The 14,918-nt window shown below is 42.0% G+C and carries 11 protein-coding genes and 2 pseudogenes; 2 read left to right on the top strand and 11 right to left on the bottom strand.

Annotation, left to right across the window (positions count from 1 at the left end):
* Window positions 1-79: 79 nt before the first annotated feature.
* Together RMY00_RS27050 and RMY00_RS27045 are read right to left on the bottom strand one after the other, a co-directional pair.
* Window positions 80-4,063, bottom strand: a complete 3,984-nt coding sequence (locus RMY00_RS27050; protein ID WP_322650494.1) for a magnesium chelatase subunit H — start codon at window positions 4,061-4,063, stop codon at window positions 80-82.
* 455 nt (window positions 4,064-4,518) lie between these two features.
* Entirely contained in the window at window positions 4,519-5,331 is an 813-nt protein-coding gene (locus RMY00_RS27045) for a peptidoglycan DD-metalloendopeptidase family protein (RefSeq protein WP_322650493.1), read from the bottom strand.
* Window positions 5,332-5,466: 135 nt separating this feature from the next.
* On the opposite strand from RMY00_RS27045, the gene RMY00_RS27040 reads away from it, so the two are divergent.
* Together RMY00_RS27040 and RMY00_RS27035 are read left to right on the top strand one after the other, a co-directional pair.
* A complete protein-coding gene (locus RMY00_RS27040) occupies window positions 5,467-5,949 on the top strand; it encodes a helix-turn-helix domain-containing protein (protein WP_322650492.1) in 483 nt (160 codons plus the stop codon).
* Entirely contained in the window at window positions 5,946-7,217 is a 1,272-nt protein-coding gene (locus RMY00_RS27035) for a lipid-A-disaccharide synthase (RefSeq protein ID WP_322650491.1), read from the top strand. Before RMY00_RS27040 ends, RMY00_RS27035 begins: the two co-directional genes overlap by 4 nt.
* A gap of 222 nt (window positions 7,218-7,439) precedes the next feature.
* Here RMY00_RS27035 and RMY00_RS27030 read toward each other — a convergent pair whose 3' ends face one another.
* The 9 genes and pseudogenes from RMY00_RS27030 to RMY00_RS26985 form a co-directional block, all read right to left on the bottom strand.
* Window positions 7,440-7,826: a hypothetical protein gene (locus RMY00_RS27030; RefSeq protein WP_190909429.1), complete on the bottom strand. Its 387-nt coding sequence runs from the start codon at window positions 7,824-7,826 to the stop codon at window positions 7,440-7,442.
* A 122-nt stretch (window positions 7,827-7,948) separates the two neighbouring features.
* A complete protein-coding gene (locus RMY00_RS27025) occupies window positions 7,949-8,407 on the bottom strand; it encodes a type II toxin-antitoxin system YhaV family toxin (protein WP_322650490.1) in 459 nt (152 codons plus the stop codon).
* Window positions 8,400-8,732 (bottom strand): hypothetical protein, encoded by a 333-nt coding sequence (locus RMY00_RS27020; protein WP_322650489.1) that lies wholly within the window; start codon window positions 8,730-8,732, stop codon window positions 8,400-8,402. Before RMY00_RS27020 ends, RMY00_RS27025 begins: the two co-directional genes overlap by 8 nt.
* 128 nt (window positions 8,733-8,860) lie before the next feature.
* Window positions 8,861-11,473: a DNA mismatch repair protein MutS gene (gene mutS, locus RMY00_RS27015; protein ID WP_322650488.1), complete on the bottom strand. Its 2,613-nt coding sequence runs from the start codon at window positions 11,471-11,473 to the stop codon at window positions 8,861-8,863.
* Between the two features lie 86 nt (window positions 11,474-11,559).
* Complete coding sequence (locus RMY00_RS27010) at window positions 11,560-12,084, bottom strand: hypothetical protein (RefSeq protein WP_322650487.1); 525 nt, start codon at window positions 12,082-12,084, stop codon at window positions 11,560-11,562.
* Between the two features lie 8 nt (window positions 12,085-12,092).
* Window positions 12,093-13,501: pseudogene (locus RMY00_RS36255) on the bottom strand (AAA family ATPase).
* Between the two features lie 94 nt (window positions 13,502-13,595).
* The gene (locus RMY00_RS26995) at window positions 13,596-13,814 is read right to left on the bottom strand and encodes a type II toxin-antitoxin system HicA family toxin (RefSeq protein WP_094351755.1); all 219 of its coding nucleotides are present in this window, start codon (window positions 13,812-13,814) and stop codon (window positions 13,596-13,598) included.
* A gap of 2 nt (window positions 13,815-13,816) precedes the next feature.
* On the bottom strand, window positions 13,817-14,062 hold the full coding sequence (locus tag RMY00_RS26990; protein ID WP_322650484.1) for a type II toxin-antitoxin system HicB family antitoxin: 246 nt from the start codon (window positions 14,060-14,062) through the stop codon (window positions 13,817-13,819).
* Window positions 14,063-14,166: 104 nt separating this feature from the next.
* Window positions 14,167-14,813, bottom strand: a pseudogene (locus RMY00_RS26985) (response regulator).
* Window positions 14,814-14,918 lie beyond the last annotated feature (105 nt).

Below are 14,918 nucleotides of genomic sequence, written 5' to 3'. Positions count from 1 at the left end.
CATTTAGGCGCATTTTTTGTAATCTGTAAAAATGGTTGGCAGAATAGAGACGTTCTAGAAAACGCCTCTATTTTGGTTGTTATTCTATCCCTTCAATTCGGTCTTCAACTTCTTGGTACAACTCGCGCAAACGATCTAAATTCTCCTCGCTAGTCTCCCAATAACCGCGTCCATTCACTTCCAATAAAGTTGATACAACCTTGCGGAAAGAATGAGGATTAAGGTTCATCAATCGTTTCTGCATTTCTTCATCTTTGATGAAGGTTTCGTTAGTATCCTCATAAATCCAGTTATCCACAGCGCCGGCTGTCGCACTCCAACCCATTGTGTTTACCAATCGCTTGGAGAGTTCACGCACACCTTCGTAACCGTGATTCAGCATCCCCTCGTACCATTTGGGATTTAATAATTTGGTACGCGCATCCAAACGCACGGTTTCTGATAGTGTACGCACTTGGGCGTTAGCTGTGGTTGTGTCTGCAATATAAGATGCTGGTTTTTTACCATCACCCCGCAGATTTGCCACAAGCTTAGTAGGATCTGAATCGAAGTAGTGGGAAACGTCCGTTAAGCTAATCTCAGAAGAATCCAGATTTTGGAAAGTTGCATCAGCAGTTTTCAATGTACTTTCAAAAATCTGCCGGGATTCATCCATGATTCCGGGGTTATCGGAATTGAAGGAGAAAGATTTCCGGTTGAGATACATTTCCTGTAACTCGGCTTCGCTATCCCAAGTGCTGTTTTCTACCGCCAAATTGATATTTGACGAGTAGGAACCAGAAGCGTTGGAGAAAACGCGCGTCGCTGCTTGACGCAGATTAATCCCCATATCCTCAGCTTGTTGCAAAGCATGTTTGCGAACAAAGTTCATTTCTAAGGGTTCATCTGCTTCAGCCGCCATCTTCACCCCTTGGTCTAGCAAGTTCATTTGGTTGATGAACAAGTCGCGGAATACACCAGAACAATTGATTACTACATCAATTCTGGGGCGTCCCAACTCTTCTAGAGATATCAATTCTAACTTGTTCACCCGTCCCAAAGCATCGGGAACTGGACGCACGCCTACCATCCACATAATTTGCGCTAGGGATTCGCCGTAAGTTTTGATGTTATCGGTTCCCCAAAGGACGCAGGCGATGGTTTCTGGCCATTTTCCATCGTTTTCAGCTTTGTTACGTGCCAAAAGCCTATCTACAACGATTTTGGCTGATTGTACTGCTGCTGTTGTTGGGATGGATTGCGGATCTAAAGCATGCATATTCTTACCCGTGGGCAATACATCCGGGTTGCGGATGGGATCGCCACCAGGGCCAGGTAAAATGTACTCGCCTTCTAAGCCTCTAAGTAATGCTCCTAGTTCGTTGTCGGCACAAACTTGTTGCAGGCAGAATTCCAAATATTCAAACAGGGGTTTTAGGGCTGTGGTATCGACTTTGGGATAACCTGCTTTATGCAATGATTCTACCCAAGGTTCTTTTTTACCCATGTTGAAGAAATTCAACCGGGAAACTAGAGAAACTCGTCCTTCGGCGTCGGTTTGCTCTTGAACAAGGGCGGTAACTGCTGCACGGGTTGCTAAGGTGATATCTTGCAATAACTGGACATCTTGTAAAATGCCCCGATCGCTATTTTGGTAAATATCATCTATATTACGCCCAATGCTGTTAGCGATAATTCCCGGTAAGCCTTGAAGTCCTTCTTCTTGACGATCTAGACTAGCAATGTTGACAAGAGTTGCGATCGCTTCTTCTGCACTTGGCGGTTTACCAATAACGTGTAACCCACAAGGCAACAACCGAGACTCGATTTCCATCAACTTGCGGTAGACGTTGCCAACAATATTATCGCGATCGTCGGTACTCATGTCTCTGGCATCGGTTTCTGGCAGGTCAATATCCTTATCCAGATTCACGATCCGGCATTTATCCATGATGCTGTTGACAATGGAAACACCGCGTCCACTATCTTTTAAGGTTTGGTAGGAAGCAATTAATTCGCTGAGTTCCTTTAAACCTTTATACAAACCAGCATTTTCTGCTGGCGGTGTCAAGTAAGAAATTGTTTCGGCATAACTCCGACGTTTGGCAATCGTCGCCTCACTTGGATTATTCGCTGCATAGTAATACAGGTTGGGAATTGAGCCAATCAAGTTATCTGGATAACAATCACCAGACATCCCCATCTGTTTACCTGGCATGAATTCCAAGGAACCGTGTGTACCAAAGTGCAGTACAGCATCAGCTTTCCAAACTTGCTCTAGGTAAGTGTAGTAAGCAGCAAAACCGTGGTGAGGACTAGCTGAACGGGAGAATAACAACCGCATTGGGTCGCCTTCGTAACCGAATGTAGGTTGGACACCGATGAAGACGTTACCAAATTGCTTACCATAAATTAGCAGATTTTGCCCGTCGCTGTTAAGGTGTCCGGGAGGTGGGCCCCAGTTTTCCTCTAGGCGTTGAGAATATGGGGTCAGCGCCTCATACTCAGGAACCGACATCTTATAAGCAACGTTCAGTTCTGGGCTGTTGTACTGCGCTTGGGCGTCATGGATGACTTCTTGCATCAACGCTTCGGCGGATTCTGGCAATTCTGGTAAGTCGTAGCCGTTATTTTTGAGGGCTTTCATTACCTCATAAATTGAGCCGAATACATCCAAGTAAGCGGCGGTTCCGACGTTGCCTTTATCTGGTGGGAAACTGAAAACGGTGATGGCGACTTTCTTCTCCAGCTTCGGTTTGCGGCGCAGATTTGCCCATTTTAAGGCGCGTTCGGCTACTGCTTCAACCCGATCGCGCAGGGCGATCGCTTTCCCTGTAGCCCCATCTCTACCCGATAATATAATTGGCTCAATTGCTCCATCCAATTCAGGAATTGCAATTTGCAAAGCTACTTGAATTGGATGTAACCCTAAATCGCTATCCATCCACTCTTCTGTGGTTTGGAATACTAAGGGTAACGCCACCATATAAGGACGATTTAACCGTTTGAGTGACTCAATTGCTTTGGGATGGTCTTGTCTAGCTGGGCCACCCACTAAAGCAAAACCAGTCAGTGATATCACTGCATCTACTAACTGTGTGTTGTTATTTGGTTCATAGAAGTAAGCATCTACAGGCTTGGAGAAATCCAAACCACCAGCAAAAACTGGTAATACCCGTGCGCCTAGTGCTTCTAGCTCCTGCACCATTGCGACATAATGGGCATCATCCCCTGTAACTAGGTGAGTGCGTTGCAATACTAATCCGACACAGGGAGCTAAGGGATCTTTGAGATCGTTAGAAATATCCTTACGAGCTGTGTACCAATTGAGGTACTCTCTGACATCTTCAAACATACTAGGAGCCAAAGGATGCCAAATCCCTAAATCGGGATAAACAACTGGCTGCTGATATGTAGAAGGTGCAATTTGTTTGTCTAAACCTTTAAATACATATTTATCAGCTAGCATCAGTAAGAAGTTTTCCAAATTTTCTGGAGAACCACCTAGCCAATACTGAAAACTGAGCATGAAATTTCGAGCGTCCTGTGCCTTGTCCATCGGTAGAAACTTCAGCACTTGCGGCAGCGTTCGCAAAAGCTTCAGCATCCCATCTTGGAATCCCGCACCGGATTTTTCTTTGCGTTTCCGCATGAATTGAGCGATCGCACTTTTTGACTGACCCAACTGTGCTAGGGAAAAGCTACCCATTTTACTCAGGCGCATTACCTCTGGCATTGAGGGAAAGACAACGGAAACGTCCAGATGATCGCGGTGTGGTTCTACTGCTGCTACTACTTTCTGTGCTAAGTCTTCGATGAAAATGAGGGAAGCGATGAAGATATTCGCACTCTCCATTTCTCGTTTGAACTCTTCGTAGTTCTCAGGGTCGCGGAGTTCCTCAATCAAGTACCCACTGATTTCAATCGCCAAGTTGGGATTGTTCGCGTTAATCGTGCGAACCGCTTGCGACAAAGCACTCTGGTACTGGGACTCAAGCACGACATAGACCACCTTGATTAAATTACGTCCGCGTAAGTTATCTGGCGCAATGTGTCTAATGGTGGACTTGACGTGTGTGAACATGCTTCTTCGGCTCCTTTGATGCGTGTTCTCTGAAGGAAGTTCCTAGCGGCATCATCAGCCACAGGTAACTTTGTGATCTTTAGGCAATATGTGTTTTTTATCAGAAAACGCTTGCCCAGTGGGCATTTTATCGTGTATCTGACACAAATCGATATAAAAAACGAAATATTTCTTTGTAATTGTTGACTGTGTTTAAAAGTATCTGCTCACTAATTTGTAAATTTTTATTTACATCGATAATTAACTATTTAGTTATTAATGCTATAAAAATATAGTCTTAGAGAAAAGAGATTTTGAGAGCTTTAGATAAATTTTCTTAAGGTTAAAAATATCAATAATAAAAAAGTTAAGATGCAGCGTTTCATATTAGAAAAACTTACGGCTTCTAAAATTTTGATAAAAAACCCCGCTATCAGAAAGCGGGGAAATTTAAGTTTAAAAAACTAGATAGAAAATTAAGGTTGGGAACCAGGAGCATTACCATTAATAACAGCACTTGCTATCCAATTATTAGTACCAGCAATACGATACCAACGGCGATCGGGCCTACCTGTCCAAGTATCTGCTACGGAATCGCCATATTTCCATCCATCAAAATTAACTCTCACAGTACTCCCCAATCTTCCAACAATTGAAGCAGATGTGGAAGTGCCAGAGCGCACATTAACTCCACCAGGAGCAGTAACTCCACTGAAATTGACACGGGTGAAGTCGTCAATAACAATACCATTTCTGGAAGTGTATGTCCCACGCGTCATAGTTACAACTTGATAACCATCCACAACTAGGTTGCGGTTTGGGAAATTTATGTGAAGATGGGGGCCTGTAGATATCGCACACTTAGGATCATTAGGAGTGTCAGCAGCTACTACACCTATCTGTTGTCCTTTTTTGAAAAATTGACCTGGATACAAACCAAATGCTTTAAGGTGCATTAGTGTGTAATTACCATCTGGAGATTTAAAGAAAATAGCATTATGATTATCTGCTCCTCTAGCTTGACAAACGCTGATTATTGTTGAATCAACAGGTGCCAATACTGGAGTACCCGGACTAATAGCGAAATCAACAGCATTCGATTGTGTATTCCAGCCATCATTATGAGAACCAGTTCCTCTGCTAATCGTAGCGCTTTTACCTGCTTGCCAAGGAAAGCTCCAATCTGCTGCCATAACTGGTGTAGCTACAGCAGAACACATCAGGATTAAAGCAGGAAACGCGATCGATTTTAACTTTACTCCAACTTTTAATTGATATTTGTTCATCATCTTGTCCGTATAGTTTGTAGCTTTTATGTCAATAATCTAAGTATCTGTTAATTAAAAGCTAACTAACTTCTAGTAAGCGTCAGGAATTATGCTAGGATTACATCAGTAAAAATTGTTACCATCGTAAATATAATCATGCCATCCAGCAATGAACCGTTCATGCAAGCAGCGAATAACTGGGACTTGGAAACCCTTTACTCTGATTTGTCATCAATGAAAGGTAAGGGTTTAACACCAGTGGAAAAGCGACACTTGCGGGGTTTGCTTTGTGGCTGTAGTCCATCTGAAATAGCTGAGAAACTCGGTAAAAATGGGAAGGGTGTAGAAACTGACCTCTGTGCAACTATATACAGGTATGTAAAAAGTCTGTTGGATAAGTCTGATGAAAAGTTAGAAAATTGGCGAAATATTTCTGAATGGCTTGATGATGCAGGGTATAAAAATCAGTCGATAACAGTTCCAGGCTTAAATTTATCGCCTGATAAAGCAGTAGTTAATGTAATTAATATAAATATTGAAAATAACCAAATAGTATTTTTGATTAGTATGAAAATTCCAACTTCTCAAGATTTAAATTTTTTGGAAGATGAATTACATAATTTAGATAAGTATAAATGACTCAAGTAGATATTCTCATCCTTTCAAATGGCCCAGGTGAAGTAACAACCTGGGTACGTCCAGTGGTAAAGGCGCTGCGGCAAGAATTAGGGGATGACCCTTCTTTAGTAAGGATTTCTGTGGTATTATCACCTTGCTCAAATGCTAGTGGAAAAGAAGCTGCGATCGCTCTTTCTTACCCAGAAGTACATAGAGTACAGTCAGCAGAGCATTTTTGGCAATTTTTGCTTTGGGGTAAAACTTTTGAGAATTGGGACTGGAGAAGTCACGGTGTAGTAGTTTTTCTGGGTGGCGATCAAATTTTCCCCTTAGTCATAGGCAAAAAGCTGGGATATCGCACAGTAGTTTACGCCGAATGGGAAGCTCGTTGGCATAAGTGGATTGATCGGTTTGGGGTGATGAAACCTGAAGTTGCTGCCCGTGTCCCCCAGAAATATGCTCACAAATTCACTGTTGTCGGTGATTTGATGCTAGAAGCACAAGAACAAGTCAGCACTCCCTATTCCCTACTCCCTACTCCCCACGCCCCAATCATTGGTCTACTTCCTGGTTCAAAAGCCGCAAAATTAGCCCAAGGAGTACCATTAAGTCTAGGCATTGCCGAATACGTTCATGCAAAAAGACCTCAAACCAAGTTTGTGATTCCTGTAGCCCCAACTTTAGATTTACAAACTTTAGCTAGTTTTGCCGATCCTCAAAGGAACTCTATTGCTGAAATCTTTGGCTTTGGCGGTGCTTCCTTAATTGTCCCAGAGGACTTTAACAGCAAGGCATTGCTTAAAACAACAACAGGCTTAACTGTAGAACTGTGGCAAGAAAACCCTGCATATCACTTATTATCCCAGTGCTGCATCTGCTTGACTACAGTGGGGGCAAACACTGCCGAACTCGGTGCTTTAGGAGTGCCAATGATTGTTTTGCTGCCAACTCAGCAACTTGATGCCATGCGTGCTTGGGACGGTTTACCTGGGTTGTTGGCAAATCTGCCGGGAGTAGGTACGCTTTTTACGAAGGTGATTAATTGGTTATTCCTAAGATTTGTAAGACGCAAAGGTTTATTAGCATGGCCAAATATCTGGGCACAGGAAGAGATAGTGCCAGAACTTATGGGTAAACTTGAACCACAAGAAATTGGAGAAATGGTTTTAGACTTACTAGCCCATCCAGAAAAATTGGACGATATTCGCGCTAAACTCCGTAATATTCGTGGTGAAAGTGGTGCAGCTCAAAAGATAGCACAGATTGTTGGTGAGGAAATTAAGAAGTAAAAAAAGTGGGAAACAATTCAAAATTATTCCTTGATTTTCTCCTAATATTTTAGGACTAGCCCTTTCAAGGTCGGTAAAAATTTTGCTCGATAAACTCTCTTTAACTTCTCAACTCTGTGTTCTCTGTGTCTCTGTAGTTAAATAAAATGCTTTTGAACCGCACAGACGCAGAGGGCGTAGAGAGAAAAAAGAGATTTGACTAGTTACCTTGAAAGGGCTAATTTAATCCGAAGATTCGCCATCCCTGCGCCCAAGTTCATAAATGCCAGCGCCCATACAAGCTAATATTCCTGTACTAATTCCCCAACTTTCACCTAAACTAATTTCTAGAATCCAGTTACATAAAGCACCGACTACCAAAAAAGGCACAATGCTAAATAATGAGGCGTAGAAAGAGTTTTGGGATTCTCTGGCTTTACGAGTCTTTTCAAATTCTGATTGACTGGTATAAAGCGATCGCTCGGCAAAGTTAAACCAACGGTTGAGTTGTTCGATTACCCATTCATTAACTTGGGAAAAACCTAGATATAGCGCCAATGACCACAAACTCGCTCCGGCGATTGCGATCGTGTCTAACTCAAAGCGGAAAGGCAAAATTTCAGTCAGCATTGCTTATAGGAGTCCTGCAAAGGGTTGACTTTAGCTTTTAGTAGATGCTAAATAAACCTCTTGTGCAATTTTAAGCATAAACGTTAACAAGATTTCAACTACTTGATAACTCTCTTGCTCTTTTAATCATCCGTTATCTCATAATCTTTCAACAACTCATCTAAAGTGTCTGGAAATTTCCCTTGTTCAACCATCTTAGTAAACACCTGGTAGCAGTCATTTTTCGCCCCCTCTTTACGTGGAAACCCTAACCACAAAATTACAATTACTTTCAACTGTTCCGTATCAAACACCTTAAAAAACAGCCGATACCGTTCCGGTAAACCCATCTTTTTCACCCGTCCATAGCGTTTTAACGCCCCTGTCAAGGCAAAATGACTTGCAAACGGATCAGAGGGAATCTTAGTTTCAATTGCAACAGTAATTGCTGCAAACAATTTTACCGTTGCATGGGTTTTATATTCAGCCTCTGGTAATTGCTCCCGTAAACGGGAAACGCGCTCAAATAATTCTTGATATTGAGTAGCAAATAGTTGTGGGTGAAAATAAACTCTCCATCCATTACTGACAAAACTAGCCATCTTCTAATGACTCATCGTCTAATTCCACACCTACAATTAGGTCGCGGGCAGCCTCAGACATTTCAGTTGTATAAGGTTGCAGTGTGTTATTTTTGAGCGCTTCTGCCATAACAAAATCGAGAAACAGCCGCATCATTACTGAGTCTTCGGCGTCTTCATCATCACCAGATTTTAAAATCCGTAAAATTGCAGTATCCGGCGACAATACCTCTATCCAACCATCTGCATTGGCAAACTGAGGATGTTCCCGATAAAACTCAGCCGGTAGCCTAAACCCTGCACTGTTACCAATTTTAGTACTACGAATGCTGTAGGAGTTACTCATCTTCAAGGGTATGTACATTACGTACTTACATGATAACAATTTATGGACTGTTATCGCTTTTGGTGCTATTTTGGCTGCCTAAACACGCAATAATATAGGTCTAAATTTTAAAGAAATGTGGTGATATGTCAATCCAGATTTTGCAGCCCCATCGCAATCTTGCTGTGTTTCTCAATTTGACCCATCACTTGTTTTGCTCGTTGAATAACTACGGCTGGTAAACCCGCCAATCTTCCCGCCTCAATTCCATAAGACTTATCAGCGCCTCCCGGTTGAACTTGATGCAAAAAGATAATTTGGTCAGGTAATTCTTTCACTGTTACCTGATAGTTAGCCACATTCGGTAGAATACTTGCCAATTCATTCAATTCATGGTAATGAGTAGCAAAAATAGTTCTTGCCCGAATATCCACTGCTATATATTCTGCCACCGCCCAAGCTATAGAAAGACCATCAAATGTTGCCGTTCCGCGACCAATTTCATCTAACAGTACTAGGGATCTAGATGTGGCATGGTTGAGAATATTCGCCGTTTCATTCATCTCCACCATGAAGGTAGATTGACCAGTTGCAAGATCATCTACTGCACCTACACGGGTGAAAATGCGATCGCATATTCCCAATCTAGCAAACCTCGCTGGTACAAAACTACCAATCTGCGCCATTAACTGAATTAATCCCACCTGACGCAAATAACAACTTTTGCCACTTGCGTTTGGCCCGGTGAGGATGATCAAATCGGGATTGTCATTTGCAATTTGTTCTTGGTCATCTGCTAATGACAAATGACTAATGACTAATGACTCTTGACCCAATTGAGTCGAATTCGGCACAAAGAAACCCGCAGGTAAAGACTGTTCCACCACAGGATGACGCCCATCAACAATGTTTATCTCCCTCCCTGACAACATTTCTGGACGACAGTACCCTTGATGCACCGCTAACTCAGCCAAACCACACAACACGTCTGCCGCCGCCACTGCACGAGATAAATTGCGAATCACTTCCGCCTCTTGTGCTACCTCTTCCCGCAATGCTGTAAAAATCTCATATTCCAACTGATTTAAATCATCCCGCGCTGTGAGAATCCGCGCTTCCCGTTCCTTCAAATCTGGGGTGATGTAGCGTTCCTCATTGGTCAGGGTTTGCTTGCGGATATAATTAGCGGGTACTTGGTCAGCTTTGCTGCGGGAAATACTGATATAATAACCAAAAGTTTTGTTAAATCCTACCTTCAAAGTTGGAATTCCCGTCTTAGCTCTCTCATCAACTTCTAAATTGGCAATCCATTGCTGATCCGCTTCTACAGTTGCCTTTCTTTCATCCAACAGGGGATTTACACTAGGGCGAATCAATCCGCCTTCTTTGATTAGTATAGGTGGCGACTCCACAAGATGTGCGTGTAACTTGTGTGCTAATTCTTCCAACACAGTTGGGACTTTCTGCAAAGCTTTGAGGAATGGAGAACGCGCCTCAGTTACCAAGCTGGATAATTCTGGTAAGCGTGAAAGGGAATCTGCCAAAGCTACTAAATCTCTAGCATTAGCTGTACCAGAACCCGCCCTTCCCGTCAGGCGTTCTAGGTCATAAATTTGGCGTAACAACTGCCGTAAATCTTGACGCAGTGGTGTATTTTCCATCAATTCTTGGATGGTATCAAGACGTGCCCGAATGCCTTTAATATCTATTAGGGGTTGCAACAACCACCGCCGTAGAGCACGCCCACCCATCGCTGTATTAGTTCTATCTAATGCCCAGAGTAGAGAACCGTGAAAAGTTCCATCCCGGACGGTTTGAGTAATTTCCAGGTTACGGCGGGTTTGATTATCAACAATCAGATAATCGGTGACAGTGTAGCTGCGGAGTCTTTGAAGGGTAACTGGGTTTTCTTTTTGAGTATCTTCCAAGTATTCCAGAAGACCGCCAGCCGCACGAACGGCGAGGGGAAGATGATCGCAACCGAGTCCTTCAAGCGATCGCACCTTAAATTTCTGCAATAATCTAGGTCTAGCTTCGCCTTGAGAAAATGGTACTTGCGATCGCAAACTATAACAAAATGATGGTGGCAAACACTGGGGAAGATGTGGCGAAGTTTCTCCTGGACGCAGCAAACTACCTAAATCGGGCGCATTTGTTGGAACCAGCACCTCTGAAGGTTGCAAGCGCATTAACTCTTGTGTCAGATGTTCTAAATCACTACCTTGAGTTGTAAGAAATTCCCCTGTGGAGATGTCTGCATAAGCTAAACCCCAATGGTTTGCCGCAATTACTACTGCTGCGAGGTAATTATTGCGACTTGATTTGAGCATTCCTTCTTCTAGCAAAGTGCCTGGGGTGAGGATGCGCGTTACTTCGCGTCGCACTAATCTACCAGCAGCTTCAGAAGCATCTTCTACTTGGTCGCAAATTACGACTGCATAACCTTTTTCTACTAGCATCGTCGCGTAGCGTTCCCAAGCGTGATGCGGAACACCAGACATCGCCACTCGTCCCTGTTCTCCAGCTTGTTTACTAGTGAGAACTAATTCCAATTCTTGCGCTAGTTTTACAGCATCTTGGAAATAGCATTCAAAGAAATCTCCTACCCGATACAGCAATACCGCGTGAGGATATTTATCCTTCGTCTCGACATAGTGCAAGTACATTTGACTTAGCTTACTGCGATCCACCTGTTGATGGTCAGAAATAAAAGTACTTGCATCCGGCTTGGGAGATGGAGTTTCAGAGTGAGAGGCGGTCATAGATGCTATCGAGTTACGCACGGAAATTCCACAATATCCGATGATAACGTGATGTTAGAGGTAAGGGGCGATCGCTCAAAAATATTTTACCCTTTTGTCCGGCTGCTACGACGCGTAGGTGCTGGATTAGCTGGTTCATAAGCCTTGAGTCCTCCATCGTCGGTAAAAATTTCTACTTGAAATGTGCTACTGGTTTTGGCGTAATATTCAGCCACAGTCTTAATTGTCGCATCTCCGATAGAAATCTTTCTAGATGCTAGAGTAGGCCATTCAGTAGCCAACTGTTTCAATTGTTCTGAATTCCAAAGTTCACCTACTTGAGTTTCAAAAACTCCCCAAGGTATAACTCCATCTGCTACTTTCACTAAAATATTACCGAAAGCTTGAGCAATTTCATATCGCTTAGAGTTAGCTTGTGCAATGTGATTACCAGTTTCTATAATTGTTGCTATTGGTAGTATAAACTTTGCACCTTGTTTTTCTTCTTCCTGAAAACGGGCTTCAACTCTTTTTTTATCCCACTTATCATTATCAGAACCACAAGTCTCTTTACCAGGAACACCCAAGTAAACACAGAGTATTGATGTATCAATAATCAGAACCTTTCTCATATTTTGTTTTATTTATTATCAGAAAGGCTCTTTTCAATTGCGCCTTTGGTTGCTAATCTGCCCAAAGTCCCTGATGCAAGTAAAAGAGGAAGATTTTCAATATCTTCTAAAAGTGTAAGTTTGCTTTCTCCAGTTTCTTTATCGCGGTGTGCAACAACCACAAAAGGAACTATCTCTGGCCCTAAAGCATCAAGCAAAGCTGGGTTATGGGTGGTCAGTAAAATATCAATTTTTCTTTTGCTGCCTATTTCTCGCAGTATTCTTACCAGTAATTCTGCACGCGAGGGATGAAGGCCATTATCTATTTCCTCAATTACTAGTTGACTGCCTTCTGGTCTGATAAGTAGTGCTGTAATAATTGCTAGAAAGCGGAGAGTTCCATCAGACATAGTTTTAGCATTTATTAATATCGTCTCTCCAGGTTTCCATTCTTCTTCACAATAAAGCATCGCCTCAGTTTTAAGGGGAGCAACTGCTTCTGCAAATACTTTTTTAATATCGCCTTCTGGTAAATTCTTTACATAGGCAGATAGCGCTGCTTCTACTTCTACTTTACGCTCATCAGGTAAACCAGTAAGTACACCAGCTATATTTGATGCGTCACTTTCCAAGACATCAGAGATTGATGAATAATCCCGCATTTTAGAGGGAATTGGATTTATAAAAAAAATATTTTCAATGCTATCAACAACCAAGTCATATTCTTTCAATAATGGATGAATCAATGAGTCAATTTGTTTATCTCTATTATCAAAATGCTCTATAAGTTTTGACTTTACATCTTCTAGGAGTTGAATGCTTTCGTTGACAGATGCAATTAATGATTCTCCACTAGGAATTTTTTTAATTTTTCTATATCTTTCTCATTTAAATTTATTAATAATGAGGAATTGTCAATAAGTTTTGCAAAATCTAAATTAAGGGAATTTTTCGTTTGATTAATATTATCTTTAACTTTGTAGTAAGAAATTAACTGTTTTTTAATACTTGGAAGTAAAGATTTATTGGAAATATATTTTTTATCCAAATCTTCTTTCTTGTTATTTTTATTAATTTCATTTTGAGGCTCTATTATATCTTCCATCAAAATCTGAGCAATAGGTTTAGTTTGTACTCTAATGCTATAAAGGTAATCAGTATTTTCATCCTCTGCCTGAATTAAGGTTTTTAATGTAAACTGAGTTTCAGGTTTAAGTGCAGCCCACTCTATACCACCGCGAAGAGATGGAAGTGTTCTATCTCCTGCTAAAGCTGCTTCAATATTCTCACCTCTAGCAATTCTTTGTAAAAATTCCAAAGCCTCAACCACATTGGACTTACCACTCGCATTTGTCCCAATGAGGACAGTTAACGGGTCAAGTGGAAGCTCCGCATAACGGAAACTTTTCCAATTTTCGAGAATGAGTTGCTTAAGCATGATCAACTCCAAAAATGCTAAAATTATACTTTTACTAATACTCTTGATTACAACTTAAGGTAAAAATTGCAGAGTTTAATACACTTTTAGATTTTCACTCACCTAACCATTCTTCACGAGAAACTCCAGCTTGTCGCAATAGCCGCGATAATAGACCCACACTAATATCCCCTTCATGAGGATTGGTGATAATTACAGTAACATCACCTCGCCGCATTTGTGGGTGCTTTCCTCCTGCATAGGGGCCTTCAAAACCTAACTCTTGCAGACGTTTTACTAAATCACGCCAAGAAACAGGGGTTAATCTAGACATTTTTATACAGGTTTGGTCAGTTCATTGAGGTTGATACCAACAATTACAGGAATCGTTAACCCCAAATGTAACCGTAGCGCTAGCCAATCACTTAAAGCTTCTCTTAATTCCCGTCTACATCCTTCTAGCGTTTTATGATTAGCCCAGACTCCTTGTAAATTTGGAATTTCACCCCAAAAAGTTTGATCATCTTCAATGATCTCATAAACCGCTAGTTCCATCGCTTGGTCAATGTAGCTTGCCAGCATAGCAATTAAAAAATCCAGTACCTATTTAAATTTAGCTTTTATTCAGTGACGATGCCTACGGCGGGCTACGCCTACGCTCCAGTACATAAATTATCCAAAAAAATTTAAACACCATAAACAGAGTTAGCATAAATTGCCATTTGCGATCGGTTACGGAAATTAAGGCGGTTTAAAAGGTGAGTCACATGGGTTTTGACCGTTCCTTCAGCAACGTAAAGTTGTTCAGCGATTTCACGATTAGTCAAGCCTTGAGCAATCAAACGCAATACATCTTGTACCCGTGGGGTTAACTCAGTTAATTCTTTCTGGACTGGCTTTGGTGTAACAACATCTGGATCTGGGACGTTAGCCATTAGCTTTTCCATTAGTCCTGGCCCTAGTTGAGTATATCCAGAATGAACAAAGCGAATCGCTTGCGCTAATTCTTGGGAAGGCATATCCTTGAGTAAATAGCCCCTCGCTCCCGCACGGATGGACTGAGCGACATAGCGCTCGTCATCAAATGTACTAAAACTAAGACTTTGGTATTTGGATACTGCTGACAGATAATCCGTGTAGCTTCTCTACCATCCATTACAGGCATCCGTACATCCATTAATACCACATCAGGCTGTAAAGCAGCTACCTGCTCAATGGCTGTTTCACCGTTATCAGCAGTTCCTACCACTTGCAAATCTGGTTCCAGCGTGAGCATGGCTTTCAGACCTTGGCAGATTAAACTTTGATCGTCCACCAGTAACAGGCGAATCATGTGGAGTGCAACTTTACTTAGGTAACAACTATTTAATCTACCAACGTAAAGTCAGTAGACCGAAAAGTTCTGCGATGCCTTCGGCGGGCGTAGCCATCGCTAAAG

Source organism: Nostoc sp. ChiVER01 (assembly GCF_034531155.1).
GTDB lineage: Bacteria > Cyanobacteriota > Cyanobacteriia > Cyanobacteriales > Nostocaceae > Nostoc.
This window is presented reverse-complemented; position numbering and strand designations above follow the sequence as displayed.